The sequence below is a fragment of the Pandoraea fibrosis genome (genome assembly GCF_000807775.2).
GTDB classification, from domain to species: Bacteria; Pseudomonadota; Gammaproteobacteria; order Burkholderiales; family Burkholderiaceae; genus Pandoraea; species Pandoraea fibrosis.
Map to the genome: position 1 here is coordinate 4,471,983 of NZ_CP047385.1, position 26,132 is coordinate 4,498,114.

A 26,132-nucleotide genomic window follows, 5' to 3' on the forward strand; every position below is an offset into this window, starting at 1 on the left:
TCGGCACAACCGAAATTTTTTCAAAAAAGGTGATCCGTTTCGATTTTTCGCGGGTCATGGAAGACGAGCACTACTCCTCCTCTTCCACACGAAAGGTCAGATCATGGGTCACGTCCGGGGGCTGCAACAAAGCCCAAGCCAACCACATTGGGTACATCGCCGCACGCGGCTGGCCTGCGCACTGGGTCGCATTGCCCTGGGTGCCGCCGTCGCCGCCCCCGTTGGCACAGTCCTTTTCGCACCACTCGCCGCGCAAGCGCAAAGCGCCGCCGCACCGGGCGAGCGCGCCTTCGACATTCCGGCCGGTTCGCTCGAAGACGCCCTTAGCCGCTTCGGCCGCGACGCGGGCATCATGCTCTCGTTCAAGCCTGAGGTCACGGCGGGACGTCGCAGCCACGGCCTCAAAGGCACCTATACGCCGCGCAACGGACTCGAAGCGCTCGTGGCAGGCACCGGGGTCGACGTGGTGCCGCAATCGAACGGCAGCTACCTCATCGCACCTTCCGCCAGCGGCGCAGCAACGGACAACGCGGTCATGCTGCCGGCGGTCAACGTGACGGCCGCCGCGTATGACAACGGCCTTCAACCGGCCTACGCAGGCGGTCAGATCGCACGCGGCGGCGGCCTCGGCATGCTGGGGTCGGCCGACGCGATGGACGTGCCGTTCAGCACCATGAACTACACCGAGCAAATGGTGCGTGACCAACAGGCTCGCACCCTCGCGGACGTCATCATCAACGAATCGTCGGTGCGCATGCTGACCTCGAGCGGTGGCTTCGGCGAAGACTTCCAGATTCGCGGTTATACGGTTTCGAGCAGCGATGTCGGCCTTAACGGCCTGTATGGCATGGCCAGCGCCAGCCGGGTGCCGGCCGCAATCGTCGAGCGCGTCGAGGTGCTCAAGGGACCGGGCACGCTGATGAACGGCATCGGTCCGAGCGGCAGTATCGGCGGGGCGATCAATGTGCTGACCAAACGCGCCACGAGCGAGCCGATCACACGCCTGACGACCTCGTTCCAGAACAAGTCGCAACTGGGTGTCGAAGCCGACATCGGCCGTCGCTTTGGCGAAAATCAGCAATGGGGGGTGCGCGTGAACGGCGTGTACCGCGACGGCAACACCACGCTCGATAACGGCAAGCAGAGCATCGGTTTCGGCTCGGTCGGGCTCGACTACACGGGTCAGCGCCTGCGCTGGACGCTCGACGCCTACACCCAGCACGAAGGCGACGACAACTTCCGTCCCCAGATCGGCTTCCAGTCGTCGGTCAAGACCCTGCCGGAGGCGCCGTCGGGCTACCGCAACTTCTACCCGGGCAGCGAGTTGCATCTGCACGATTCGGCCGTGACCACGCGCCTGGAATACGACGTGCTGCGCAATGTCACGGTCTGGGGCGCGGTGGGCTATCACTACGCCACTGCCTACCAGACCTTCCCGAGCGGTCCCGCCGACGCACTGGGCAACTTCACGGTGATGAATTCGTACTACGACTCGTACACACGCTCACGCACGGCGGATGTGGGCGCACGCGCGAACTTCAAGACCTTCGACATTGGCCATACGCTCACGGTGCAGGCCTCGCGTCTGGAGCAGGATGCTGGCAACGCCTACGTGCCGGGTTCGACGTCGGTGCCGTCGAATATCTACAACCCGTCGCCGCTGCCCGCGGTGAACGCACCGCGCACCGATCCGAAGAAGGCCTCCGAATCGGCGTTGACGAGCATTGCCGTCACCGACACGCTGTCGTTCCTTAACGATCGCATGCTGCTGACCGGCGGTCTGCGTCATCAACGCGTTGTACTCGACAACTTCAACACGGCCAACGGCGCGCTGACCTCAAGCTACGATCAAAGCGCCATATCGCCGCTCGCAGGCATCGTCGTCAAGCCGCTGCAAAACGTCTCGGTGTATGCGAACTTCACGTCGGGCCTGTCGCGTGGCGGCATCGCACCGGCGACCGCGCGTAACGCGGGTCAGGCGTTCCCGCCGTACAAGTCCAAGCAGTACGAAGCCGGCGTGAAAGCCGACTGGGGCACCGTCACGACGATGATCTCGGTGTTTCAGGTGCAACGCCCGAACGCCATCACCGATCCCGCGACCAACCTCTATAGCTTCGACGGCGAACAGCGCAATCGCGGCCTCGAAGTGTCGGCGTATGGCGAAGTCGTCAAGGGCCTTCGTCTGATGGCCAGCGCCACGTTCTACGACGCCAAGCTCACCCAAACGGCCGGTGGCGTGAACGACGGCAACGACGCCAACGGCGTGCCCAAACGCGCCTTCAACCTCGGTGTCGACTGGGATACGCCCTGGGTGCCGGGCCTCTCGCTCAACGGCCGCATCATCAACACGTCGCGCATGTACTTCAACGCAGCCAACACGCTCGAGTTGCCGGCGTGGACGCGTTACGACATCGGCGCGCGCTACCGCACGCGCATCGCAGGCAAGTCGGTCGTGTTCCGCGCCAACATCGAGAACCTGTTCAATTCCAACTATTGGCTCATGAGCGGCACCTACGCCACCGTGGCCGCACCGCGCACGTTCCTGTTGTCCGCGCAGATCGACTTCTGAGGACGATCGATATGCCGCGCATTTTTCACTTCGTTTGTCTCACCGCTTTTCACACCGTTAGCCACTTCTGCAAGGAAACCGCAATGAAGAAGACTGTCTCCCGCCGACTGACGCAACTCACGTTCGCCGCCCTCGCCGCCCTGACCGGCACCGCACAAGCGCATCAGATCTGGATCGAGCAGCCCGCCGGACAGAACGCCGTGATTCGCTTCGGTGAGTTCGGTGAAAACCTGCGCGAAGCCTCGCCCGGTCTGCTCGACAAGTTCGGCGCGCCCACGGGGACGCTGAGTTCCGCACAGGGCGAGAAGACGGCCCCCGCTACGAAGACGGCAAACGGCTTCGCGCTGCCGTTCAAGGCCGGCGCCGGCGAAGCCCTCGTGGCAGAAGATGCGCACTACCCGCTCTTCACCCTCAAGCGTGACGGTCAGGAAGTCACGAACTGGTATCGTCCGGCGGCGCGTCTGGCCACGGACTTCTCGAAGCAGAAGCCGCAACTCACGCTCGATCTGGTGCCCGCCGGCAAGCCGGGCGAGTTCCAGTTGTTCTTCCAGGGCAAGCCGCTGCCCAAGGCGAAGGTGTCGTTCGTCACGCAATCGGGCTGGTCCAAGGAAGCACACACCGATGCACAGGGTCTGGTGACGTTCGACATGCCCTGGAAGGGGGTGTACGTTGCCGAGGTCATCCACACCGACAAGACGCCGGGTGAACGCACGGGCGCCAAGGGGGCCGAGCGCTACGAGGGTGTGCGGTACGTGACGACCACGACGGTCATGCAGGCCAACGGTATCGAACCGCTCCCGGCCGGTCCGGCCGCCACGCCCAACAAGTAAGCGACACGCATCATGGCTCAGGTTCGTCGCGCTGCGTTTGCCAATACCGGCGCGCTCGTCTCTCGCATCGTTGCGGCCATCGGCGGCGGCTACGTCGTCGCGGCCCTGGCGAGCGTTGCTGTCCTCGCGTTGCCGATGGACAAGGCCCAGGCGGTCATCACCGGCATGCTGGCGAGCTTCGCCATTTATGCCGGTGCGGTCGTCTGGGTGTTCGCCGTGCGCAGCGCATGGCGCGCCTGGGCCGGTTTGCTCGTCGTTGCCGCACCGCTCGCGCTCGCCGCGTGGGCGGTGTCGTCGGGCCTGATGGCAGGAGGTGGCGCATGACAACGGCCTCCCCACCCAAAGTCAAACCGCAGGGCCGAGGCATCCGCCAGACGATGTCCGACCTTCACACCTGGACCGGCCTGCTCGTCGGCTGGCTGCTGTACGCCATGTTCCTCACCGGCACGGTGAGCTATTTCAAGGACGAGCTTTCCCAGTGGATGCGCCCCGAAGTGCCGCATCAGCAAGGGCTGCCCGATTCGGCCGAGGTCGCACAAAACGTCAGCCGTCAATTGACGACGCTTGCCGCAGGAAGTCCGCAATGGAGCATCTACCTACCGACTGAACGCAATCCGGTCGCCGGGGTGTTCTGGCGCAATGCGCCATCCAACGCCAAGGCAGGCAACCGTCGCACGTTCGAAGAAGCGACGTTCGACCCGACGACAGGCCAGATCCTCAAGGCGCGCGAGACGCTCGGGGGCGACTTCTTCTACCGCTTTCACTTTCAGTTCCATCCCCTGCCAGTGCTGTGGGGACGCTGGCTCGCAGGCTTTTGCGCCATGTTCATGCTGGTGGCGATCGTCAGCGGCGTGATTACGCACAAGAAGATTTTCATCGACTTTTTCACCTTCCGGTGGGGCAAGGGACAACGCTCGTGGCTCGACGCGCACAACGCGCTTTCGGTCTTCGGCCTGCCCTTCCACCTGATGATCACGTACACCGGCCTCGTTACGCTCATGGCGCTGTACATGCCGTGGGGCGCACAAACCGCGATCAAAACGCCGGTCGAACGCGCGCAGATGAATGGCCAACTGAGCGCCTTTCCGCCGCCGGCCAAAGCCACGGGCGAGAAGGTGGCGCTTGCCCCCATCGACGCCATGGTGCGCCAAGCCCAGGCTCGCTGGGGCGCGCACGATGTCGGGCGCGTCACCATCACCCTCCCCGGCGACGCTGCGGCCCGTGTCGCCGTGACACGCGGCGAGGCCACACGCGTGTCGATGAGCCCGCAGTATCTGCTGTTCGACGGCACGACCGGCAAGCTGATCGACGTGAAGGACAACGTCGGTGCAGCGGCCGAGACGCGCGGCGTCATGTATGCGCTGCACCTCGGGCGCTTCAGTGATCTGCATCTGCGCTGGCTGTACTTCCTCGTCAGTCTGGGGGGCACGGCCATGGTCGGCACCGGGCTCGTGATGTGGACGGTCAAGCGCCGTAGCAAGCTGCCGGACCCCGCGCGGCCGCACTTCGGCTTTCACGTGGTCGAACGCCTGAACATCGCCGCGATTGCTGGCCTTTCCATCGCCATGACCGCATTCCTGTGGGGCAATCGCCTGATTCCCGCCGATGTTGCGCGACGCAGCGCCACCGAGGTCGATCTGTTCTATTGGGTGTGGGCCGCCACGCTGCTGTATGCGCTGATACGTCCGGCCAGACGTGCGTGGATCGAATTGCTGTGGATCGCCACCGCCCTGCTGGCATGGCTGCCGGTACTCAACGCCGTCACGACATCACGCGGGCTCTGGCACAGTCTGGCCGCAGGCGATTGGGTCTATGTGGGTGTCGACCTGATGATGTGGGCGCTGGCGGCACTGCATGCCTGGCTCGCCGTGCGCACTGCCCGGCATCAACCCAAGGCGAGACCCGCGCGAGCCGCACCGGTCGCTCAAGGCACTCAGGCACCGGCCGCAGCGGCCAATGCCACGTTGAACGAGGATCGCGCATGATGCCTCTCTACACGTTCGCGATCTGTCTGGTAGGGTTTGCTGCGTTGGCACTGGCGACGGAGCGTCAACAGACAACGCTGTTCGGCAGCGTGTCGCACGTGCGAACACGCTATGGCCGTCGCGTCGGTTGGACGGCGCTGACTGTGGCGCTCGGTGTGAGCGTTGCCGATCAGGGATGGGGATTCGGACTGGTGACCTACAGCGGCCAGACCAGCATGGCAGCCGGTCTGGTGTATCTCGCCCTCATCGGGGTGGCGCGCCGCCGGTCACGCTGACCGGCAAGCCCCGATCTGAACGTTACTCGTTCTCTTCGAAGTAGTGCCCGAACTTCACCTGCTTGGTGCGAATGTAGCGTTCGTTTTCCTCGCGCATCGGAATATCGAGCGCGATGCGTTCGCAGACCGGGATGCCGTGCTTCGTGAGCGTATCGAATTTCTTCGGATTGTTGCTCATCAGACGCACCGAGCGCACGCCGAGAATACGCAGAATCGCGGCGGCCGAGTCGTACTCGCGAGCGTCGTCGGGTAGCCCCAGATCGAGATTCGCTTCCACGGTATCGCGGCCCTGCTCTTGCAGCAGATAGGCGCGAATCTTGTTGCTCAGACCGATGCCACGCCCTTCATGACCGCGCAGATACAGCATGACGCCACGCCCTTCCTCCGCGATCTTGCGCATGCCTGCATCGAGTTGTTCGCCGCAATCGCAGCGATAGGAACCGAAAACATCGCCCGTCAGGCATTCGGAATGCAGACGCACCAGCGTCGGCGCATCGGTGGACACCTCGCCCATGACCAGCGCGAGATGCTCGTTGTTGCTGCCTTTGACGCGAAATGCGTGGGAAGTGAAAGTGCCATAGCGGGTCGGCAAGGTCGCGGTGGCGACAAGCTCGACGCATTCGCCAGCGTCGCACGCGGGCGTGGCAGAGACATTACCAGGGGACTTCATGATGACGTTCAAACGGGCCGAAATGGGAGAGTTGCGTGCCACCAGACAGCGGTGGCGTGTGCTCGGAGTGTACCGCCATTTCGAATTTTCAGCCGGCAGCGGCGTGCAACACACTGTTGCACGCCGCTGCCGAATCGGTTAAGGCTCGACGACCGCCCGGATTCCCGGCCCTGACCGCGCGCGTCACCCGCCGCAATCGCCCCCGGTCCGATGGAGCAGATCGGCTACGGCACGGTGGGTGTCGATCATGCGCAACTCGGCGAATCAAAGCCCGCCGGGCGGCGCCGGGTTCGCCATGAACGCGTCGCGTATCGATGCGATGGCGGCAATCGTCAGGTCGATGTCTTCGTCGCCGATATGACGGTGCGTCACCAGCCGCAACATGGCCGTGCCGCTCGCGCGCGCGAGAATCCCGTGCTCCGCCAGCGCGGCCTCCCACGCTTTGGGATTGCGCTCTCGCTGCTCTGCCACGCGCAATCGCACGATATTACTGTTCGACGGCACCGCGTCTACCAATTGGGGATCGATCCGGACAAGCCCCGTCCATAGGCGCTGCGCCCGCTGATTGTCGTCCGCCAGTCGCGTCACCATCGTCTCCAGCGCCACCTTCCCCGCCGCCGCCATGATGCCGGCCTGACGCAAGCCGCCTCCGGTCATGCGTTTGAATGTGCGCGCCTGCTCGATCAGCGCGTGCGAACCGGCGAGCATTGCGCCCATCGGCGCAGAGAGTCCCTTTGACAGGCAGAACGTCAGACTGTCGCAATGCGTAGCGACCTGCGCAACGCTGACACCCAGCGCCGCCGCCGCATTGAACACACGGGCCCCGTCCATATGCACGGGCACGCCGGCGCGCGCCGCCAGCGCGTGCACGTCGGCCAGATATCCCAGCGACGGCACGTAGCCGCCCGAGTGGTTGTGTGTCGACTCGACACCAACCATTGCCGTGGGCTGCCCGTAACGCGAAAAGCCGGGACGCAGCGCCCCGGCCAACTGATCGAGATCCATCTCGGCACGCACAGACGGAATCGGCACGGGATACAGATGGGCGAGCCGCGACATGCCGCCCGCCTCCGACTTCGCCATGTGCGCCTGCGCGTCGATCACCGCCTCGCCACCCCGCGTGGCGTGACACAGCGAAGCGATCAGATTGCCCATCGTGCCGGAGACGACGAACATCGCCGCCTCCTTGCCCGTCATGTCCGCCGCGAGATGCTCCAGTGCGCGCACGGTGGGATCGCCTTCGAGGGTGTCGTCACCCAGCGATGCGTTCTGCATCGCTTCCCACATCAGTGCCGTGGGACGGGTGACGGTGTCGCTGCGCAGATCGACGAAGCGTTCGGTGTTACCTGAGGTCATGCGAACTCCTGACCGTGGGCATGGCTGCCGGTGCTTACCGGTGTGCCTCCCGCCGACTCGGCAGCGAGCGCGGCTTGCACGGCCTCGGGCGATTCGTAAGGAATGCCGGCGAGCTTCATTACGAGCTTGATGGCCACGGTGTTGCTGAAAACGTTGATGGCGGTGCGGCCCATGTCGAGGAAGGCGTCGACACCGGCGATGATCGCGAGCGCTTCGATGGGCACGCCAATGGTCGTGAGCACCATGGCAATCGCCACCAGCCCGCCTGACGGCACGTTCGCGCTGCCTTTACTCGCGAGTGTGGTGACGAGCACGATGGAGAGCAGCGTCGGCATATCCAGCGGCACGTGATAGGCGTCGGCCAGAAAACCGACGGCCAGCGCGAAGTACATGATCGAGCCGTCGCGGTTGAACGCGTAGCCGAGCGGCAACACGACCGATACGATGGCCTTGGGCACGCCCATCGCGATGAGCTTCTCCATGTGCAGCGGCAGCGTGGCTTCCGACGAACGCGTCGCGAACGCGAGAATCACCGGCTCACCGATGGCGCGTGTCGTCTCGAGCGGCTTTTCACCGATGGCCTTGAGCAGTATCCAGAACAGGACCAGCAGCACGCCGAGGCCGAGATACATCGTGCCCACGAGTTTGACGAGCGCGAGAATCGTGCCCACGCCCTGCGTGGCGAACAGCCACGAAATGATCGCGAAGATCGCGAGCGGCGAGAGCGAGATGATCCAGTCCGTCAGCTTGAACACGGCGCCCATCAGCGCGTCGAGCACACCAACCAGTGGCTTGGCGCGCTCACCGATGGAGGAAAGCGCCAGCCCGAGCAACACCGCGAAGACGAGCACCGGCAACAGGTTGCTGCCACTCATCGCCGCAAAGATGTTCGACGGAATCATCTCCAGAAAGAACTTGGTCCAGTCGACCGAGGCGGCAATCGGCTTGGCCGACGCATGTGCCGCCGCCAGATTCGCGCCGAGTCCCGGATGGAAGATCGCGTTAAGACCGAGCCCGATCACGATCGAGACCAGCGTGGCGATGAAGAAGTAGATGAGGCTGATGGCCGAGACACGTCCGAGCGCTCGGGCATTGTGTCCCATCTGATAAATGCCCAGCGTAATTGCGGTGAAAACGAGCGGCACGACGATCATCTTCACCGCCTGCACAAAGGCGGTGCCCACGGGCATGAGCTTCGTGGCGAGCGCCGGGGCGACCATGCCACAGCCAATGCCGAGTGCCAGACCGATCAGCATCTGGACGGGCAACGGAATGAGGCGCTTCTTACTGGCAGTACGTGACGACATGACAACGATCTCCGGAAATGGCGTGGCGACGCGGTGCGCGCCTGGCAGAGGCGATCAGCGCCCGGTGCCGGACGCTACGGCGGGCGGAACGAGCGCCTGCAAGCGAGCTTGCATGGCGTGCGTGAGGTGATCCCAGACATGACGCTGGGCTTCCTCGGGACGCCCCGCGGCGATGGCATCGAAGATCGCAAGGTGTTCGCGAACTGCGGCGCGCGTGCGCTCGGCGTCGTAATGCGGAATGCGTTGCAGCGCCAGACCGTTCTGGGTGCGCAACGCGTGATAGGTCTCGGTGAGCCGCGCGTTATCGGCTGCGGCAAACATCGCTTCGTGAAACTGCCAGCCCACGCGCTGGGTGATGTCGACGTCGAGCGGCAAATCCTGCTCGCCCTGCGCATTGAGCGCACGCAGGCGCACGGCGACTTCTTCGAGCGCGGGCGTCACGCCCTTTTGGGCCGCCAGCCACGCTGCCATGCCTTCGAGGGCAAGCCGGACTTCGTGAATCTCGCTCAGATCCCGCACCGACAACTGCCGCACAAAAGTACCGCGCATCGGCACGATCTCCAGCAGGCCGTCGTTGGCGAGCGCGCGTATCGCCTCGCGCACGGGGGTGCGGCTCACGCCGAAACGCTCCGACAGGGCTCGCTCCGAGAGCGCCTCGCCCGCGCGGATTTCGCCGGAAACGATCAGGGCGCGAATGGCGTTGTAAGCCGAATCGCTCAGGGCTGGGGTGCGTTGTGTCTGGTTCATGACTGGTATACCAGCAAAAAACAATTTGTCAGTCAACGTCGAAACCTGTCCGGGCATGCGAATTACGGGTAAACGAGGATGCTTTGGCGGCGGTCTAGAGAATGTTCTGGCCAGCGGGCGCGATCGCTTGTCGCGAGATGGCGAGAGCGCCGCATGCGGTTTCGCGCGAGCCCCATCGACGCCGGATGCTGCCCTTGCGATTGCTGACATTTCGCCGGGGAAGGCGTCGTGGTTCGTGTCGCGGCAGGTGGCCAGTGGCAGGTGACAAGGCACCCGCGGCAGTGCGGGGACATTGCCGGCATGAGCCCGGTTGTCATGAAGGTACGCAGGCCCCACAACGCTTCGGAATCCGATCTGCCTTCTGGCATAATCCGCCGCGGCACTCATCCTTCAGATGTGAAATTTAAAAAAGACGCCGTCCAGGGAAAGTCAAATCATGTCTTCCATCTTCCGCACGTTGTTTCTCGCTCTCGCGTTGAGCGCATCCAGCGCTTTCGCCCAGACGCCGGCTCCCGCTCCCTCCCCCGTTGCCGCGACCACGCCCGAAGCCCGGGAAGCCGAAACTCGCGCCGCTGTCAAAGCCGCTAACGAAGCACTGATCGAAGGCCCGAAGGTCATCGATATCCACGATCAGGCGAAGTTCTCGCTGCCCGGCGGCATGGGCTGGATTCCGAGCGCCACCGCCGCGCGCCTGCTGCGGGCGCTGGGCAACACCATCGACGAGACGTCGCTGGCCGGCCTCGTCGTGCCGACAGACGGCAAGAGCGAATGGCTCGACGTCATCACCTATGTCAACGACGGTTATGTTCGCGACGACGACGCTCGCGACTGGAAGGCCGACGACATTCTCGAATCCTTGCGCAAAGGCACGGAAAGCGCGAACGCCACACGACGCGAGCTTGGCGCCCCCGAACTGGAAGTCACCGGGTGGGCGCAATTGCCGCAATACGACAGCAGCACGCACCGTCTGGTGTGGGCCGCCCGAGTGGCGCAAAAGCAGACCGGGGTTCGGGTCGACAACGATCCTTCGGTGAACTACCGCACCACGGCACTCGGCCGTGAGGGCTATCTGGCGACTACGCTGGTCACGAGCGAATCGTTGTTGGCCGCAGACAAGCCCGTCGCCGACAAGATTCTCTCGGGCCTGAGCTTCGTCGACGGCAAGCGCTATGCCGACTTCAACGAGAAGACCGACCGCGTCGCGGAGTACGGACTCGCCGCACTGGTCGCAGGGGTTGCCGCGAAGAAACTTGGCCTGTTTGCGCTGATCGCCGCGTTTCTCGCGAAGTTCGCCAAGGTCGGTCTGCTGGCCTTGCTCGGTGCGGGTGCCGCGTTCACCAAGCTGTTCAAGCGTAAGCCGAAGCCGCTGCCCGTGACGCCGCAAGCCACGTCTGGCGCAGACCTCGACACAAGCGAAACCGCCATCGTGGCGGCACCCCAACCGCAGACGGCCTCCACGCCCCACGACGGCAACGCACCGCGTGCCTGAGAAACGCAATGACCAAACTCTTGCTGCTGGTATTCGGCGGGCTCAAGCTTGGCAAGGTGTTGACGACGGGCGGCACGATGCTGCTGTCCATCGTCGTCTATGCATTCGTGTACGGATGGAAGTTCGCGCTCGGCTTCGTGATCCTGCTGTTTGCGCATGAAGCCGGGCACTACGTCGCGGCACGCCAGCGCGGACTGGACGTCGGCCTGCCCACGTTCATCCCCTTCGTCGGTGCGTGGATCGAGCTAAAGGAAATGCCGCTCAACGCCGAGACGGAGGCCTATGTCGGGTTGGGCGGGCCGTTCGTCGGCACGCTCGCGTCGATGGCCTGCTATTTCGCTGCGCGCGAGCAAGACAGCAATCTGCTGCTCGCCCTCGCCTATGCGGGATGCTTCCTAAACCTGTTCAATCTGATTCCGCTCTCGCCGTTCGATGGCGGGCGCATCACTGCCGTGCTGTCTCCGCGCATCTGGTTCGCGGGCGTGCCGGTGCTCGTCGCATTGTTCCTCTGGCATCCCAGCCCGATCCTGATTCTGGTCGCCCTGCTCGCACTCCCGCAGTTGGCCAAGGCCTGGCGCTACGACCCGCAAGCGCCCGAGAACGTGCGCTACTATGGCGTGACGACGGAAACCAAGGTGACATACGGGGCCTATTACCTCGGCCTGCTCGGATTCCTCGCGCTCATGACCTACAACCTGCACGACATGCTCGCGGCAGTGCGTCACGCGGCACACTGAACCCCGTCTCCGCGCGACGTCAGGATGCCGCGAACCGGCGTACCGCTCGCCGGTCGCCGGTCGCCGGTCATTTCGTAACACCGCCACCGCAGAGACTTCAGTGATTATCGATCTTTCCCTTTTGCCCTTCTTTCTGGCTGCCGTCGCGGTACTCGTCGCCATCCCCGGGCCGACCACCATTTACATTTCCACGACCAGCGCCAGCCAGGGATTTCGCTTCGGCCTCGCATCGTGCTTTGGCGTGATGCTCGCCACGCTCGTTCATGTGAGCTTCGCTGCGGCCGGACTCACTGCCCTGCTGCTGGCGTCGCCGCTGATGTTCACGGTGATCAAGTCCCTCGGTGCGGGCTATCTGATTTACATCGGCATCAAGGTCATTCGCAGTCGCGCTGCGCCGGCAAGCGCCGCAGCACAGCCGCCCGCAGGTGCGCTGGGCGCATCGATGAAGAAGGGATTCCTCGTCAACCTGCTCAATCCGAAGACGGGGCTGTTCATCGCCGCATTTCTGCCCCAGTTCGTGACCCCGTCGCTGGGCCATGTGCCGATGCAGATCGTCACGCTCGGCCTGCTGCTTGTGCTGGTCGGCGCGGTGAGCGACATCACTTACGCAGCCCTTGCCCGAGCCATCGGCCGCGCCCTCGCCAACCGCAGCCGCCGTCCGGGGATCGGGAAGTATGTGGCCGGCCTGCTCTACATGGGCCTCGGCGTAGCCGCATTGGCAACGTCGAACGGTACGTCCAAGTGATGGCGGCAACCTGAATTAGCGCAGCATTCACGCCCCCCGCACACCACCGTAGAACCTCAAGCCCTACCAGCCTTTCCCCCTGTCATCCGGCAACGTCACCATCGCCCTGCCTCGGCGTCAGGGTTTTCACGCATCATAAAATAAACACATGTGCTATACATTTACTAAAATTGAACATTTGTTCAATTTGCATCTTTTGCTCAATGCCCCCAATCCACCATGAGTCAAGCATCTTCCAGCCGAGTCTTCCATCGTCACCTGCGCAATCAGCCGCCCATCGCCGTTGGCGGCCAGGGCGTCTACCTCCGCGACGCCGAGGGCCGTGAGTACATCGACGCCTCGGGCGGCGCCGCCGTCTCGTGTCTCGGTCACGGCCATCCCGATGTGATCGCCGCCATGCACGCGCAGATCGACAAGCTCGCCTACGCGCACACCGGATTCTTCAGCTCCGAAGTGGCCGAAGCCCTCGCCGAGCAACTGATTCGCACCACGCCTGCCGAGTCGGGTCTGAGCCACGTGTATTACGTCAGCGGTGGCTCCGAAGCCATCGAAGCGGCACTCAAGATGGCGCGTCAGTACTTCGTCGAGATCGGCCAGCCGCAACGCCGCCGTTTCATCGCGCGCCGTCAGAGCTATCACGGCAACACGCTCGGCGCGCTGGCCATCGGCGGCAACCAGTGGCGCCGCGCGCAGTTCGAACCGCTGCTGATCGATGTCACGCACGTCTCGCCCTGCTACGCCTATCGCGATCAGCAGCCGCAGGAGAGCGAGCAGGCATACGGCCAGCGTCTGGCGCAGGAACTCGAAGCCACGATCCTCGAACACGGTGCCGACTCGATCATCGCTTTCGTGGCCGAGACGATTGGCGGCGCGACGGCGGGCGTCATTACGCCTGTTGCCGGCTACTTCAAGGCCATTCGCGAAGTGTGCGATCGTTACGGCATCCTGCTGATTCTGGATGAAGTGATGTGCGGCATGGGCCGTACCGGCACGCTCCACGCCTGGGAACAGGAGGGAGTTGCGCCGGATATCCAAACCATTGCGAAGGGTCTGGGCGGCGGCTATCAGCCCATCGGCGCGGTGCTCGCGGGCAAGCACATTGTCGACGCGATGAACGCCGGCAGCGGCTTTTTCCACCACGGCCACACCTATCTCGCGCACCCGACGGCGTGCGCCGCAGCACTGGCCGTGCAGCAAGTCATCGAGCGCGACGATCTGCTCGCCCAAGTCCGCGATCGCGGTCGGTACCTGATGCAGCAACTCAACGAACGTTTCGCCAACCACCCGTTTGTCGGCGACGTGCGCGGCCGGGGTCTGTTCGTCGGTATCGAACTGGTCGCCGACAAGGCCACGAAGGCGCCGTTCGATCCGCGCTTCGCCGTCCATGCAGGCGTCAAGCGCGAAGCGATGGCACGTGGTCTCGCCTGCTATCCGGCCATGGGCACCATCGACGGCAAGCATGGCGATCACATCATGCTCGCCCCGCCGTTCGTCATCAACGAAGCCGAGATCGATCAGGTCGTCGACCGGCTCGAAGGCGCCATTCTGGCGGCAGTGCGCCCCGCAATCGGCTGACATCCCCCAACGTGTGCTGCTTCGCTGAGACACCGGTGCAGCACACGCGTCGCCGTTCGCACCGTCGTCCCATAAACCTTACACAACAGGGAATTCGACCATGCAGCAGAACTCGCTGAGTCAAAGCCTCAAACAGCGGCATATCACCATGATTGCCCTTGGCGGCGTCATTGGCGCCGGCCTCTTCGTCGGCTCCGGGGCGATCATCGCTACCGCCGGCCCGGCGGCCATTTTGTCCTACCTCGTGGGCGGCCTGATCGTCACGTTCGTGATGTTCATGCTGGGGGAGATGGCTTCGCGCAATCCCGACAGCGGCTCGTTCTCCACGTATGCGAGCACCTATCTCGGCGAGTGGGCGGGGTTTGCCGTCGGCTGGCTGTACTGGTTCAAATCGTTGATGACGATCACCATCGAAGCCATCCTGCTCGGCTCGATTCTCAACGAATTCCTGCCGTGGCTGCCAGTCTGGGGCGGCGCGGTGGTCATGCTCATCACGCTGATCGTGAGCAACGCCTACTCGGTGCGCTCATTCGGTGAAGCCGAGTACTGGCTCTCGTTCGCCAAGGTGGCGACGATCGTGATCTTCATGCTGTTCGGCCTTTCGATCCTGTTCGGCCTGCAAGCCAAAATCCCCGCACCGGGCTTCGGCAACCTTACCTCGCACGGCGGTTTCATGCCCAACGGCATCTCGCCGGTGATCGCGGGCATCATGGTCGTGATTTTCTCGCTGGGTGGCAGCGAAATCGCCGCCGTCGCGGCCGGGGAATCGGAGAACCCGCGCAAGAACGTCGTGCGCGCCATCCGCAGCGTGATCTTCCGCGTGCTGGTGTTCTATATCGGGTCGGTGTCGATCATCATTCTTTGCCTGCCGTGGACCGATAAGGCAAACCTCGCGTCGCCCTACGTCTCGCTGTTCAGCATGGCCGGCTTCCCGAACGCTGCGCTCGCCATGAAGGCCGTGTTGTTCGTGTCGTTCATGTCGGTGATGAACTCGTTCCTGTTCTCGAACTCGCGCATGTTGTACTCGCTGAGCCAGCGCGGTTATGCGCCGCCGATGTTCGCCCGCACGAATTCGCGTGGTGTGCCGATCAACGCACTCGGTTTGAGCTTCGCCATCTGCCTGGGCATTCTCGCGGTGCACTTCGTGAGCGGCGGCGATCTGTTCCTCATGCTGGCCAAAAGCAGCGGCGCGTTCGTCATGACGGTGTGGATCTTCATCATCGTGGCGCACTTCGTCATGCGTCTCAAGATGGCGCGCCAGCCGGTGCAGGAAAAGGAAGCGTCGAGCTTCAAGGCATGGTTCTTCCCGTTCTCCAACGCGATTGCCTTCCTGACGTTGGTCGCCGTGCTCATCTCGCAAGCCTTCAACCCGGATTCGCGCTTTCAGTTCTGGTTCATGGTGGCGACGGCACTCGTGATCGTGGGTCTGTACTTCGTGCTGCGTCGCCGTCCGAACTTCGGGCTGCTCAATGCCGGCGCCCGTCTGAACTGAGGGGACGCGATCGTCTGAATCGACGTGGGTGGCCCGAGCGGGCCGCCCCGTCAATGCAAAATGCCCGTCGACGGCCGCAAGGCATCGACGGGCATTGTGTTATCCGGTGTCCGGCCAACGCTCAGTCGTCAGCCGTATAGATGTTGAATTCGTGGAGTTGTGCGGCGCTGTTCGCCACTTCCGCCAACGTCTCTTCGCCGCCGTGGGCCATGAGCAATTGAGCGAGTGTCTGCGCCACCGCCAGCGCGGGCAGGATCGACGGAAACAGCGACAGACTCGTGTTCGGCGCAACGATGCACGTATGCGCCTGCGCCGCGACCGGAGACAGCGTGCTGTCGCTCACCGCCACGACGGTCGCCCCGCGCTGCCGAGCGAAGCGGGTTGTCTCGACGCTCGCGACCGTGTACGGACGCGCGGTAAAACAGAGCAGCACGTCGGTCTTGCCGATACGCCGCATGTCGTCGATCAACGCACCGCCTTCGCCGGAAATCAGCGTCACGTTGTCCTGAAAGGTCGACAGGACGTAATGCAGATAGAACGCGGGTGGATAGAGACTGCGCAGGCCGAGCACATAGATTCGGCTGGCATTGCGCAACAGATCGACGGCCTCGTGAAAGCTCTGCTCATTGCGCTTGGACAGCGTGGCTTCCAGATTGCCGTACTCATGCGCGAGCGACTCGGCCAGCAACTGGTCGTCGCCCGAGGCACGGGAATGTTCGCGAACCTGCTCTGCACGTTCGAGCAGCCCCGACGGTCCGGACGGCCCGGCCGAGAGCCAGTCGATATAGACCGAGCGAAAATCTTCGTAACTGGAAAACCCGAGATCACGGGCCAGACGCAGCATCGACGCCGGCTGCAACTGCGCACGCGCTGCCACTGTCCGCATGGACTGCAGGGCCACTTCCTTGGGGGAGTCGAGCACGTACCGCGCCGCCTGACGCAGCTTCGGCGGCATCTCCTGGAAACGCATCGAAATGACCTTTTCCAGTTCGTCTTTCGTCATCGTTGTGACTCGGCGTGGGAAACAAAAAGGGGGACAAAATGCACGACTTGCGTCGCCGCTGGGCACAGCCATCCGGTCGGCGCGCAGAAGGAATTTCCGATTTTATCGCTATCCGCGACATTGATGCGGACTTCTGCGGCTAGGGGAAGGAAGTTCGATGGACGCGAACGCGCGGCGCTCGCCTGGGCTGAGTCGGTCACGCGAGTGGCGACATACGGTCGCGCCGTAGCATCAGTATGCGAAAGCCCGCGCTGCGTTCGAGCAGCGCGGGCTAGTCGGTCCCACGATTGCGATCAGCCTCACGAATGCGTTCAACCGGATACTTATCCGCTTGTGCAAGACGCCGCCGGCGGCATTGAGTGCTTGATCGTCGTCGGGTGGTTAGCGCGTCGAAGGTATCGCGCTCAATGCTCTCGTCACTGTCTTGGACACCGGAGTGGAGCAAACCGAGTATTCAGGGCGAGAGCAACGTCCGTTTGAACAGGCGTCCTTGAACGCCAGGCGATCAACGCCTTTGGCGCCTTCGACGACAAAAATGCTCTGTTCTTCCCAACGCCCCGAATGCGCGGAATCGACACCCCACAGCGTGCAATACCCATCGCCTGCGCTATCGCAAGGCCAAGTCGCCACGATCGCGCTTGCGCCGCCACATATGGCGTCGTCCGTTGACGGGCCAGCATGGCCAATCGTCGAAACACACGCAACACCGAGAAGAATTAGCATTGCTCGCATTCCCAATACCTCCAGTTAGTGCCCCCGAGGTCCCCATATTCTTTTGATTTAGGTTTGGGTAATTTACTCCGATTCGTCGCGCGTGTGCGCATCGGACCACTGACCACCGCCCTGAAGGGTGGCCACGCCCTCTTCACGCGCCCGCACAACGCAACGGAGCATTCTTTCACCACGCGCCGTCGACTTCAATAAGATTGTTCTCATAATTCGTCTTGGCTTCAGCGCGAAGTCTGGCGGCAACCGACTGCCCGTGGAGGTGCGGCCGGCCAGCACCCGCGCCGGTACAGTGCGCGTCGCGCACTCAATGCGTGTGCGGCATGCGGGCGTCGCGGCCTACGAAGTCCTGGTCGATCCGGGGACAGGCGCGATGAAAGCCTCCCAAGGTGCTCCCCACCTCATTCGGTACCGCTACAAGCTCTGTGCCGACGGTGAGAAGATGATCTTGAGCTTTCCCGTATAGCTGCCGGCACTTTTCTCCTTGGCACTGAATTCTGGCGTTTCCAGCGTCAACGGCATCGGTTTACACATGACGGGCACCGGGATGTTCGGTAGATACACCTGCCTGACTTCGGTGTTGTTGCCGCCGGGCAGGCGAATTGTTTCCCCATTGTTCAGCGACTTACGCTGCCCGTTATGAAGGTAAGTCACGCCGTAGTCGATTCGTTCGCGCAACAATTGCCCCGTTGTTCCATCGCGGACCACCGAGAAACTGCTCGGCTCACGTTGCGGCACCGATAGCCCATCCTTAACCGTCACGTCAAAGTACGAACTATTCGAGCCGAAACCGTCGTACAGGCACATGTCGATATTCCGACGACCGGTTGTGCGGCCGTCACGACTGACTTGGCCAGTTAGGCCGAGGTCTACCGTTGGGGTTGTCGTGCTGTGCTCTGGGAGGAAGATTTGGACGTTCTTCGTATCCGTTACGTGCAGGGTGATTTCGGCTTCTGTTTTGGCGACTTGCTTGTATGTCCCCCACTGCATCTGCTTTAGCTTCAGATGTGCCTTCCAAATTCCGCCTGAGGGCAGTTTCCTGAGTTCAGATGAGGGGATACGTACATCGATCTTTACCCAAGCTATCCCATTAGTGGACATCGCACCGTGGAGTGCATTCAATTCACTACCCGTATTCTTGAATGCAGCCAACTCCAGGCTGTAGGTAGCTCGACTCCCAACCTCCGTAAACCGAAGCTTCACGGTAGGCCCAGCAGGAGCGTTCCACGCTCCCTTGGTTGCACACGCCCCATACTGGTCGTCAGTATCCGAATGGCAAACCCAGTAGTTCCGCTTCAAATCATTGTCTTCTGGACTGGCGTCTTCCGCAGCCAACTTGTTATTCCAAATGACCACTTCCGCCGGACTGTCTCGTTCGAATGCCCCCTCGATCTTGTCCTCCCAATCATGAGGAAGCAGTTTCTCCGCCTCAGCCCCTCCCGAGACGAGCGTCAATGCCATCGCAAGCAACGGCATCAATACGATTGAACGAATAATTCTCATGTTGACCTCCGGCCATATAGTGAAAACAGGCCAACAGGCCAACAGGCCAACAGGCCAACAGGCCAAATTATTCCAATGTCGGGGCGGCATGTATGTCGGAATATTCTGGTTTGTTACCAGACGACTTATCCTTATCCCTCTGTATGTACCCGGTGCCCGGTATCGCTTATCTACGACGCGAAACTGAGCATATCAACGGCGCTCTCTACGACATAGAGAAGCCATACGTGATCGCTCATCAGGCCTGGAGGGAAGAAGTAAGGACATCGAAGTGGATCGCCCTCGAATGGCTCATAGGGCATCGAGGAGATCCAAGACGGCGCGGGCACGACCCAAGATCCCGGCGAACCACCTCGGTGGGGCATGGGGCGCTCGGCGAATTTGCGCTAGTTCGCAAACCGCCATGCCCCAAAAAAAATGCCGCTCGCCCCCCGGAGAGCGGCATCAAGCCATCGCGCTACGGGGAGTAACGCAATGGGATCCTATGTCGCCAAAGAGTGCTGGCGACGGATCGGAGCTAGGCGCTCTACCATTCGACGTGGCGGAGCATGAAGTACAGTGCTTTCGCCCCAGGTGACGCGATAACAATGGCGGGCCTCCCGGGAATCAGACGCGGCCTCACCGATTTATGAGTCCGCCGCGCTAACCACACATGAACTAGAGGCCCGTGAACTGGGGCAAGAGGCATTTTTTCATTACACCCTGCCTGCTTCAATCGGACTTTTCTTAAATTCCATCACGCTTGTTCAACGCGTCGTCCGCGCGACGTCTGACAGCGCGTTACGCGCGCAACCGACGCGGCGACAAATTGAAGCCGACAGAATGAGTTTTGCGGAACAGGTAGGATTTTGCTGAACAGAAAATCGGCAACAATCGGGAATCAAAAACCGCCGAAAGCCTGATGGCGGAAAGCAGCCGGAGTCGAACCGACCTGGGAGCGACTGACGCCCCCAACCGGGTTTGAAGCCCGGCCGCATCACCGGATACGGATGCCTTCCTTTAGACGAAGCAATTTCACTTGCTCGATGATGACGCAGGCTCGCCTGCATTGCACAGACTACCTGACGATTGCGCTGCGACCGACTTACGCCGCCTCCCACTCCACACCGGGACGCCGCACATGCAAATCGCCAACGCGGCGAGTATATCCCGCACGATCGAAGAACTCCAGAATCTGAATCGCACGCTTGCGTCCCAACCCCGTGGCATCGCGAAACGCGCCCGCTTCGACCTTGCCGTCTGCGCCGGCAATCATGCCCGCCAACCGCTGCACACAGGTGGCGTCGTAAAACAGATCCTTGACGATCTGATGTACACGCCCTTGCCGCGCAAGCTTGCGCAACACCGACCGCACCCGGTCTTCCGGAACGTTCAGCTCGCGCCCCATATCGCGCACCCAGGGCGGATCGAAACCGCCCTGCACCACACGAGGCAGCAACGCCTCGGCCAGTGCATTCTCCTCATCCGTCATTTCGACGCGATGCGTCGGCAAATGCAGCCACGCCCCGGTATGTGCCAGCGCGCCTTCGCCTAACATCGTCCGCACCGCAACGCGCCAGCGCGACGCCTCCAGCGACGGCCAAGTCATACGGCCCAGACGCGCAGCATCGAGACCCGGTTCGTCCGGCACGCGGGCGTGATAGTCGCGCAACGCGTCAAGCACGCGGCCGCGAATGTCGTCCCACGCCCGTGGTGCAAACGCGAGCGACGCATCGGCCGTTTCCGCCAGCACTACCGCGTCCGCCGGCCACTGCCATCGCCCGCTCGGCAATCCGGTGAGCGCCACCACTTGCGCACTCGTCAGCCCGAATGCCGACTGCGCCAGAAGCGCATCGAGGCCGTCGCCGTCCAGATATTGCTCGACAGCGTCGAGCCATGCCAATCGCGCCGCCGACCGACGCTTGCGCTGCGGTGCCGCAGGGTCGAGCACGCGTCCCCCACCGACCGTGGCTGTCGCCTGCGGATTGCGAACGATGAAGCGGTCGCCCGGCAGCGTGCAAACCGGAGTGACGAAGACCAACTGCACACGCATCGTGCCGCCGGGCGCCAACGTATCGCCCCCGAGAAGCACCGCGTGCGCCTGCACATGTGTCGTGCCCAGATGAACGTGCAGCGGAAACCATTGCGTCAGCGGGGCGCCGCCTTCGAGCCAATGCAGGTCGACATCCACGTGCGTCGATGGTGCCGACACTCCATCGGCAACGATCCAGTCGCCTCGCCCAAGCTGATCGCGTTCGATGCCCGTCAGATTCAGCGCGCAGCGCTCTCCGGCCACGCCCGCTTCCACCGGCCGGTTCTGCGCATGGATGCTACGCACACGCACCGACAACCCCTGCGGCATCACGGTAAGGGTGTCTCCCACACGCACGGTGCCGGCGAACGCCGTGCCGGTCACGACCGTGCCGTGACCGGCGAGCGTAAAAACGCGATCCACCGCCAGCCGGAACAAGGCGTCGTTGCGGCGTGCTGCATTGCCTGAGTCGCGCAACGCTTGCGCCGCCTGCGTCAACGACTCGCGCAATGCCAACACGCCGGCGTCGCCCGGTGTCGTGGCCGACACCGGTATCACGTCGGCCTGCGCGAGTGGCGTGTTCGCGAGCCATTGCGAAATCTCCAGCGTCACCGCGGCCAGACGCGCCGTATCGACGCGATCCGCCTTCGACAACGCCACCACGCCGCGCCGCACGCCCAACAGGGTGAGAATGGCCAGATGTTCGCGCGTCTGCGGCATGATGCCGTCGTCCGCCGCGATCACCAGCAAGGCGAAGTCGATGCCAACAGCACCTGCCGCCATCGTGTGAATCAACTTCTCGTGACCGGGAACATCGATGAACCCCAACACCTCGCCATCCGGCAGCGGCGTGTACGCGTACCCCAATTCAATGGAAATGCCGCGAGCCTTTTCTTCCTTCAGCCGATCGGTGTCAACACCGGTCAACGCGCGAACGAGGCTCGTCTTGCCGTGGTCGATGTGACCTGCCGTGCCCACGATCATGCGCGCAACTCCGCAAATTGCAGCGCGAGGCGTGCTTCCTCCTCGGCTTCGAGACAACGCAGGTCGAGCCATAGCGTCTGATCGGCAATGCGGCCAATCACCGGATACGGCAACGCGCGCAACGCAGTTTCGAGTTTGGCGAGCGCACGGCCACTGCCGCGCTTGCCACCACCCGCAGGCGCAATCGCCAGCCCATAGCTCGGAAGCTGCTCGACGGGCAAGGCACCGCTGCCGATCTGACTCACCATTGGCGCTGCGGCGACGGTATAAGCATCACCCAGCGACTGCGCGAGCACTGGCGCGAGACGCTCCGCCTGTGCGGCCATGTCGGCGCGAGCTCGCGTGAGCAAGCGCAACGTGGTGAGCCGCTCGGGCAGATGATCGGGGTCGCGGTAAAGGCGTAGCACCGGCTCCAGCGCCGCCAGCGTGAGCTTGCCGACACGCAGCGCGCGCTTGAGCGGATGCTTTTTGATTTTAGCGATGAGGTCCTTGCGTCCGACGATCATGCCCGCCTGTGGGCCACCCAGCAGTTTGTCGCCGGAGAAGGTGACGAGATCGGCGCCCGCCGCAATCGTCTCCTGCACCGTGGTTTCGTGGGGCAAGCCCCAGCGTTCGAGCGGCGCGAGTGTGCCGCTGCCAAGATCCACCGCGACAGGCACACCGTGCGGTCTGGCAATCTGCACGACCTCGGCAACGTCGACACTCTTGGTGAAGCCCGAGACTTCGTAGTTGCTGCAATGCACCTTCATCAGCAACGCGGTCTTGTCACCCATGGCGTTGCGATAGTCAGCCGCATGCGTGCGGTTGGTGGTGCCGACTTCGACGAGCTTTGCGCCCGCGTGCGTCATGATGTCGGGGATGCGAAACGCGCCACCGATCTCCACCAACTCACCACGCGAGACCACGACCTCACGACGTTTCGCGAGTGTCGCCAGCATCAGCAGCACCGCCGCTGCGTTGTTGTTCACCACGGTCGCCGCTTCGCCACCGGTCAGTTCGCACAGCAAGGGCGCCACGAGATCATCACGGTCGCCGCGCCCGCCCGTCGCGAGATCGAATTCGAGGTTGGCCGGCGCGGTGAGGGCCTGCATGACCGCCTCGACGGCGGCCTCCGGCAGTAACGCCCGGCCAAGGTTCGTGTGCAGCACCGTGCCGGTGAGATTGAAGACGGGACGCAGCGTCCCCTGATTCCGCTCGGTCAACGCGCGTGTCACTCGCGCGCCGAACGCCGCCGGGGTCAGCGTGTCATGCATGAGTGCTCCCGCGAGCGCCGCCGCGCGGCATTCGTCGAGATCACGGCGCAAGGCGGCAGTGACCTGCGTGCGCCCGAAATCGGCCAACGCCGACGCAAACGCCGGCGTTCCCAACAGGCGATCGAGCGACGGCAAATCCGCGACCCTCGCCGCCCCCGTGAGCCCACGATCTTGCTCGGTCATCCCCGTCCCCTCAGGCGTCTTCGGCGTTCTGCCAGAGCAACGGATTCCCGTTGGCTCGCGCGTATCCCGCTTCGCCCATCAGTACGTCGAGGGCAAGGCTCGCAAGGTCATCGGCCACCGGCTCGACGAACGGGTCTTTGTCCTGATAGAAAATCTTGCGATAGCTGTGGCAGTCGTCACACGACTCTGCCCGGATCGGCGATGACGCGACGCGCTTGGCAGCCTCATCGAGTGTCGGCCGCCCGTCGGCACGTTTGGCGACATCGCCCCCGGCATCCGCCGCCGTCAATACTTCCGCGCCGGAGACCGCCGCATCGCCCGCCTTGTCGACGACGTGATACGCCACATGCTCGCTCGCTTCGCAATGCGTGCACTTCACGCGAACCATATGCCACTCGGTCGAGCAAAGTCCGCACGCCAGATAACGATAGCCCTCATGCGCGCCGCCAATGCGAACGACGCTCGCCACCGGCAGCGTGCCGCACACGGGGCAGACGTTGGGGACATCGAGCATCGGCACTTCGCCGGCGTCGAACGTGCTTGCCACGCCTGTCCAGAGCACCTGCAACGCGGCCATCAGGAATGGCGCACTCGCGGCGTCCACCCCCTTGCCATGCCCGGCGAGCAACGATTGCGCTCCGGCCTCGAGTGTGGCCGGATCGGCCGCACGCACCCGGTCGAGCACGCCGCGTACCGCTGCGGGCAAGTCCGGCTGCGCCGCCACGGCGTCGAGCAACGGCGTCAGCAGCGGTTGCCAACGACCGGCATCGTATCCGCCGGTGGCGGGCACGAGCGGCATGCAGTGCTGTTGCGCCTGCTCGATCGATTCCGCAGACGGACGTTCCGCCTGGAAGTTGTCGAGCACACGTTGCTGTGCGTCGACCAGTGCGGCCATTAGCCGCAGGTAGTCGCCAAGCGGATGACCGTCGGCGAGTTGACGCAAGCGCGCCGCGCGCGCCGAGAAGACCTCGGCACGTTGCGGCATGCGTAGACGGGGAATGGAAGTGCGATCGAGCGACTCGATCTGTCCGGGTTCAAGAATGCGTTGCAAGGTGGCCGGCCTCGTAGGAGCGTCCGGCCACCTGGGCCGGACTCATTTGTTGAGTTGCTTGTACCAGGCGCGATGATGTTTCCACGCCCAGCCGCGGGTGACGGTCCCGCGCGTCATGGCGCGCACGGAACCCTTGATCCAGATCGCCGCGTAGATGTGCGTAATGATGCCGCAAATCAACACGAATGCACACACCGCGTGTACATCGGATGCCAGACGAATCACCCAGATCGGGAAATAGAACGCGAAGTACGCGCGCCAGATCACGATGCCCGAGAGCAGCAGTCCAATCATGCACAGCACCATCACGTAGAAAAGCAGCTTCTGCCCGGCGTTGTAGCGCCCGACTTCCGGCAGATTTTCTTCGCGGTTGTTGAGCACGTCGCCGATCTTCTTCATCCACTCCGTGTCGCGCGACTCGAACTTGTTGTAGCGGGCAAGCCGCAGCGCGAGCCACACGAAGGCGACGAACATCACCAACCCGACGAACGGATGCAGAATCCGTGTCCAGGGCCCGCCACCGAACAGGTTGGTGAGCCAGAACATCGACGGATGGAACAGCGCCAGCCCCGAGAGCGCGAGCAGAATGAACGTGCCCGCGACAATCCAGTGGTTGATCCGCTCCGCAGCGTTGTAACGCTCGATCAGATCGTCCTTGCGATCGCTTGGTTCATGCGACATGGTCAGACCTCCTCGTGCGTGACGGCGCCCTTCTGCCCATCGGGACCCTCCCCCTTGCGGGATGCATCGTACCGGCGGGCTTCGTCTTCATCCGCTTCGGTCGTCTCGTTCGGACCGGTCTTGATGTAGTGGAAGAAGCCCGCAATCGCGGTGAACGCCATGGCGGCCACACCGAGCGGCTTGGCGATGCCTTTCCAGAACGTCACCATCGGACTGATGCGCGGGTTATCCGGCAGGCCGTGATACAGCGACGGCTTGTCGGCATGGTGCAGCACATACATCACATGTGTACCGCCCACTCCCGCCGGATCGTACAGCCCCGCGTTGTCGAAGCCCCGCGACTTCAGGTCTTCGATACGCTCGGCCGCCTGATCCTTCATGTCGTCTTTGGTACCGAACATGATCGCGCCCGTCGGACACGTCTTCACGCACGCCGGCTCCAGCCCGACGGACACGCGGTCGGAACACAAGGTGCACTTGTAGGCCTTGTGGTCCTTCTGCGAGATACGCGGAATGTTGAACGGGCACCCGGTAATGCAGTACCCGCAACCGATGCAGTTCTCTTCGTGAAAATCGACGATACCGTTGGCGTACTGCACGATCGCCCCGGGCGATGGACAGGCCTTCAGGCAGCCCGGGTCCTCGCAATGCATGCAGCCATCCTTGCGGATGAGCCACTCGAGGTCGCCCTTCGGGTTCTCGTACTCGGTAAAGCGCATGAGCGTCCACGAGTCCGCCGTCAGATCGCGCGGGTTGTCGTACACCCCCACGTTCTCGCCGACCTCGTCGCGCAAGTCGTTCCACTCCATGCATGCCGTCTGGCATGCCTTGCAGCCGATGCATTTCGAGACGTCGATGAGCTTGGCAACGTCGCCCGTGTGCGCCTCGCGCACCGAGGGCGATGGCAAGGTCGTTGCCGAGCGCCGTTTGATATCAAGTGATTGCAATGCCATGGCGCCT

Annotated in this window: 21 protein-coding genes and 1 tRNA gene; 10 read left to right on the plus strand and 12 right to left on the minus strand. The window is 63.1% G+C overall.

Features of this window, described 5'->3' with window-relative positions; genetic code table 11:
- Positions 1-103 precede the first annotated feature (103 nt).
- From PI93_RS19795 to PI93_RS19815, 5 genes are all read left to right on the plus strand, one after another.
- Positions 104-2,569, plus strand: a complete 2,466-nt coding sequence (locus PI93_RS19795) for a TonB-dependent receptor (protein WP_080759151.1) — start codon at positions 104-106, stop codon at positions 2,567-2,569.
- Between the two features lie 83 nt (positions 2,570-2,652).
- Positions 2,653-3,399: a DUF4198 domain-containing protein gene (locus PI93_RS19800; protein WP_052240614.1), complete on the plus strand. Its 747-nt coding sequence runs from the start codon at positions 2,653-2,655 to the stop codon at positions 3,397-3,399.
- A gap of 12 nt (positions 3,400-3,411) precedes the next feature.
- Positions 3,412-3,723 carry a DUF3649 domain-containing protein gene (locus PI93_RS19805; RefSeq protein ID WP_039369557.1) on the plus strand — a complete coding sequence of 104 codons (312 nt, stop codon included), beginning with the start codon at positions 3,412-3,414 and terminating at the stop codon, positions 3,721-3,723.
- The gene (locus tag PI93_RS19810) at positions 3,720-5,384 is read left to right on the plus strand and encodes a PepSY-associated TM helix domain-containing protein (protein ID WP_039369560.1); all 1,665 of its coding nucleotides are present in this window, start codon (positions 3,720-3,722) and stop codon (positions 5,382-5,384) included. Before PI93_RS19805 ends, PI93_RS19810 begins: the two co-directional genes overlap by 4 nt.
- Positions 5,381-5,659 carry a DUF3325 domain-containing protein gene (locus PI93_RS19815; RefSeq protein ID WP_039369564.1) on the plus strand — a complete coding sequence of 93 codons (279 nt, stop codon included), beginning with the start codon at positions 5,381-5,383 and terminating at the stop codon, positions 5,657-5,659. The genes PI93_RS19810 and PI93_RS19815 overlap by 4 nt, the downstream gene beginning before the upstream one ends.
- Before the next feature lie 22 nt (positions 5,660-5,681).
- On the opposite strand, the gene ribA is transcribed toward PI93_RS19815, so the two are convergent.
- The 4 genes from ribA to PI93_RS19835 form a co-directional block, all read right to left on the minus strand.
- Complete coding sequence (gene ribA, locus PI93_RS19820; RefSeq protein ID WP_039369567.1) at positions 5,682-6,329, minus strand: GTP cyclohydrolase II; 648 nt, start codon at positions 6,327-6,329, stop codon at positions 5,682-5,684.
- Positions 6,330-6,593: 264 nt separating this feature from the next.
- A complete protein-coding gene (locus tag PI93_RS19825) occupies positions 6,594-7,685 on the minus strand; it encodes a threonine aldolase family protein (RefSeq protein WP_052241086.1) in 1,092 nt (363 codons plus the stop codon).
- On the minus strand, positions 7,682-8,992 hold the full coding sequence (locus tag PI93_RS19830) for a dicarboxylate/amino acid:cation symporter (RefSeq protein ID WP_039375130.1): 1,311 nt from the start codon (positions 8,990-8,992) through the stop codon (positions 7,682-7,684). Before PI93_RS19830 ends, PI93_RS19825 begins: the two co-directional genes overlap by 4 nt.
- Positions 8,993-9,046: 54 nt before the next feature.
- Entirely contained in the window at positions 9,047-9,739 is a 693-nt protein-coding gene (locus PI93_RS19835) for a GntR family transcriptional regulator (protein WP_039375129.1), read from the minus strand.
- Positions 9,740-10,175: 436 nt separating this feature from the next.
- On the opposite strand from PI93_RS19835, the gene PI93_RS19840 reads away from it, so the two are divergent.
- The 5 genes from PI93_RS19840 (at position 10,176) to PI93_RS19860 (ending at position 15,777) form a co-directional block, all read left to right on the plus strand.
- Entirely contained in the window at positions 10,176-11,228 is a 1,053-nt protein-coding gene (locus PI93_RS19840; protein ID WP_080759486.1) for a DUF2167 domain-containing protein, read from the plus strand.
- Positions 11,229-11,236: 8 nt separating this feature from the next.
- Positions 11,237-11,965: a site-2 protease family protein gene (locus PI93_RS19845; protein WP_039375128.1), complete on the plus strand. Its 729-nt coding sequence runs from the start codon at positions 11,237-11,239 to the stop codon at positions 11,963-11,965.
- 100 nt (positions 11,966-12,065) lie between these two features.
- Complete coding sequence (locus PI93_RS19850; RefSeq protein WP_039375126.1) at positions 12,066-12,710, plus strand: LysE family translocator; 645 nt, start codon at positions 12,066-12,068, stop codon at positions 12,708-12,710.
- 219 nt (positions 12,711-12,929) lie between these two features.
- Positions 12,930-14,285 carry an aspartate aminotransferase family protein gene (locus tag PI93_RS19855; RefSeq protein ID WP_039375124.1) on the plus strand — a complete coding sequence of 452 codons (1,356 nt, stop codon included), beginning with the start codon at positions 12,930-12,932 and terminating at the stop codon, positions 14,283-14,285.
- Positions 14,286-14,385: 100 nt separating this feature from the next.
- Positions 14,386-15,777 carry an amino acid permease gene (locus tag PI93_RS19860; RefSeq protein WP_039375123.1) on the plus strand — a complete coding sequence of 464 codons (1,392 nt, stop codon included), beginning with the start codon at positions 14,386-14,388 and terminating at the stop codon, positions 15,775-15,777.
- Between the two features lie 121 nt (positions 15,778-15,898).
- Here PI93_RS19860 and PI93_RS19865 read toward each other — a convergent pair whose 3' ends face one another.
- From PI93_RS19865 to fdxH, 8 genes are all read right to left on the minus strand, one after another.
- A complete protein-coding gene (locus tag PI93_RS19865; RefSeq protein ID WP_039375122.1) occupies positions 15,899-16,780 on the minus strand; it encodes a MurR/RpiR family transcriptional regulator in 882 nt (293 codons plus the stop codon).
- 1,140 nt (positions 16,781-17,920) lie between these two features.
- Positions 17,921-19,009, minus strand: a complete 1,089-nt coding sequence (locus PI93_RS19870) for a CfaE/CblD family pilus tip adhesin (RefSeq protein WP_158453317.1) — start codon at positions 19,007-19,009, stop codon at positions 17,921-17,923.
- 902 nt (positions 19,010-19,911) lie between these two features.
- Positions 19,912-20,007: transfer RNA gene (locus PI93_RS19875), tRNA-Sec, on the minus strand.
- 86 nt (positions 20,008-20,093) lie between these two features.
- Positions 20,094-22,004 (minus strand): selenocysteine-specific translation elongation factor, encoded by a 1,911-nt coding sequence (selB, locus tag PI93_RS19880; protein WP_039375120.1) that lies wholly within the window; start codon positions 22,002-22,004, stop codon positions 20,094-20,096.
- Positions 22,001-23,440, minus strand: a complete 1,440-nt coding sequence (gene selA / locus PI93_RS19885; RefSeq protein WP_039375118.1) for an L-seryl-tRNA(Sec) selenium transferase — start codon at positions 23,438-23,440, stop codon at positions 22,001-22,003. Before selA ends, selB begins: the two co-directional genes overlap by 4 nt.
- A 10-nt stretch (positions 23,441-23,450) precedes the next feature.
- On the minus strand, positions 23,451-24,491 hold the full coding sequence (gene fdhE, locus PI93_RS19890) for a formate dehydrogenase accessory protein FdhE (protein WP_039375116.1): 1,041 nt from the start codon (positions 24,489-24,491) through the stop codon (positions 23,451-23,453).
- A gap of 42 nt (positions 24,492-24,533) precedes the next feature.
- Positions 24,534-25,172, minus strand: a complete 639-nt coding sequence (locus tag PI93_RS19895; RefSeq protein ID WP_039375115.1) for a formate dehydrogenase subunit gamma — start codon at positions 25,170-25,172, stop codon at positions 24,534-24,536.
- 2 nt (positions 25,173-25,174) lie between these two features.
- Positions 25,175-26,125 carry a formate dehydrogenase subunit beta gene (gene fdxH, locus PI93_RS19900; protein ID WP_039375113.1) on the minus strand — a complete coding sequence of 317 codons (951 nt, stop codon included), beginning with the start codon at positions 26,123-26,125 and terminating at the stop codon, positions 25,175-25,177.
- Positions 26,126-26,132: the final 7 nt, after the last annotated feature.

Excerpts from the sequence above, each read along its gene's own strand:
- selB (WP_039375120.1), bottom strand. The coding sequence starts at position 22,004 with ATGATCGTGGGCACGGCAGGTCACATCGACCACGGCAAGACGAGCCTC.
- PI93_RS19845 (WP_039375128.1), top strand. The coding sequence starts at position 11,237 with ATGACCAAACTCTTGCTGCTGGTATTCGGCGGGCTCAAGCTTGGCAAG.
- PI93_RS19825 (WP_052241086.1), bottom strand. The coding sequence starts at position 7,685 with ATGACCTCAGGTAACACCGAACGCTTCGTCGATCTGCGCAGCGACACC.
- PI93_RS19805 (WP_039369557.1), top strand. The coding sequence starts at position 3,412 with ATGGCTCAGGTTCGTCGCGCTGCGTTTGCCAATACCGGCGCGCTCGTC.
- PI93_RS19830 (WP_039375130.1), bottom strand. The coding sequence starts at position 8,992 with ATGTCGTCACGTACTGCCAGTAAGAAGCGCCTCATTCCGTTGCCCGTC.
- PI93_RS19800 (WP_052240614.1), top strand. The coding sequence starts at position 2,653 with ATGAAGAAGACTGTCTCCCGCCGACTGACGCAACTCACGTTCGCCGCC.
- PI93_RS19860 (WP_039375123.1), top strand. The coding sequence starts at position 14,386 with ATGCAGCAGAACTCGCTGAGTCAAAGCCTCAAACAGCGGCATATCACC.
- fdxH (WP_039375113.1), bottom strand. The coding sequence starts at position 26,125 with ATGGCATTGCAATCACTTGATATCAAACGGCGCTCGGCAACGACCTTG.
- PI93_RS19870 (WP_158453317.1), bottom strand. The coding sequence starts at position 19,009 with ATGAGAATTATTCGTTCAATCGTATTGATGCCGTTGCTTGCGATGGCA.
- selA (WP_039375118.1), bottom strand. The coding sequence starts at position 23,440 with ATGACCGAGCAAGATCGTGGGCTCACGGGGGCGGCGAGGGTCGCGGAT.
- PI93_RS19795 (WP_080759151.1), top strand. The coding sequence starts at position 104 with ATGGGTCACGTCCGGGGGCTGCAACAAAGCCCAAGCCAACCACATTGG.
- ribA (WP_039369567.1), bottom strand. The coding sequence starts at position 6,329 with ATGAAGTCCCCTGGTAATGTCTCTGCCACGCCCGCGTGCGACGCTGGC.
- PI93_RS19840 (WP_080759486.1), top strand. The coding sequence starts at position 10,176 with ATGTCTTCCATCTTCCGCACGTTGTTTCTCGCTCTCGCGTTGAGCGCA.
- PI93_RS19835 (WP_039375129.1), bottom strand. The coding sequence starts at position 9,739 with ATGAACCAGACACAACGCACCCCAGCCCTGAGCGATTCGGCTTACAAC.
- PI93_RS19895 (WP_039375115.1), bottom strand. The coding sequence starts at position 25,172 with ATGTCGCATGAACCAAGCGATCGCAAGGACGATCTGATCGAGCGTTAC.
- PI93_RS19815 (WP_039369564.1), top strand. The coding sequence starts at position 5,381 with ATGATGCCTCTCTACACGTTCGCGATCTGTCTGGTAGGGTTTGCTGCG.
- PI93_RS19865 (WP_039375122.1), bottom strand. The coding sequence starts at position 16,780 with ATGACGAAAGACGAACTGGAAAAGGTCATTTCGATGCGTTTCCAGGAG.
- PI93_RS19855 (WP_039375124.1), top strand. The coding sequence starts at position 12,930 with ATGAGTCAAGCATCTTCCAGCCGAGTCTTCCATCGTCACCTGCGCAAT.
- PI93_RS19810 (WP_039369560.1), top strand. The coding sequence starts at position 3,720 with ATGACAACGGCCTCCCCACCCAAAGTCAAACCGCAGGGCCGAGGCATC.